This window comes from Enterobacter soli ATCC BAA-2102 (genome assembly GCF_001654845.1).
In the GTDB taxonomy this organism is placed as follows: Bacteria; Pseudomonadota; Gammaproteobacteria; order Enterobacterales; family Enterobacteriaceae; genus Enterobacter; species Enterobacter soli.
The window spans coordinates 1-454 of the sequence record NZ_LXES01000069.1 but is presented as its reverse complement, the minus strand read 5'-3'; the positions used below and the strand labels follow the sequence as shown (position 1 = coordinate 454).

The following is a 454-nucleotide window of genomic DNA, read 5'->3' as shown; positions in this document are numbered from 1 at the left end:
GAGTGCCGCCACCTGCACGCTGAATGCCGCCGATGCCAGCAAGACGCTGACCATGCCGAACGTGGCCGCTGCGACTTTATTTGCGGCTGGCAACACTTCATACACTACTTATTATGCCAGTGGCAGCTTCGGGTTCACGGCCTGCCCGGCGGGCCTGACCAAGGTGACAAGTAAATACACATATCAGGGAGTAATTCCATCAGCAAATGATAAAGGGATTGCTACCGGCACGGCTACGAATGTTGGATTAGTTGTTATGCAGAGTTCAACAGCAAGCGGTTCGAGTGTCGTACTTGTTAACGGTACTTCCGGTACTAATAACCAGACGACAATTACTTCTAATGCTGCCACTGTACCAGTGACTATCGGTATTATCGGGGTGAACTCAAGTAACGTAACAGCCCTGCCGACGGTGGGTACTTACAGTGGTGTCTTTGACGTAGCCTTCACCTAT

At 51.1% G+C, this 454-nt stretch carries 1 protein-coding gene; it reads left to right on the top strand.

The features are described 5' to 3' along the window. Positions 1 to 454: hypothetical protein (locus M987_RS24865; RefSeq protein ID WP_064555918.1), on the top strand; the 454-nt coding region annotated here is incomplete at both ends.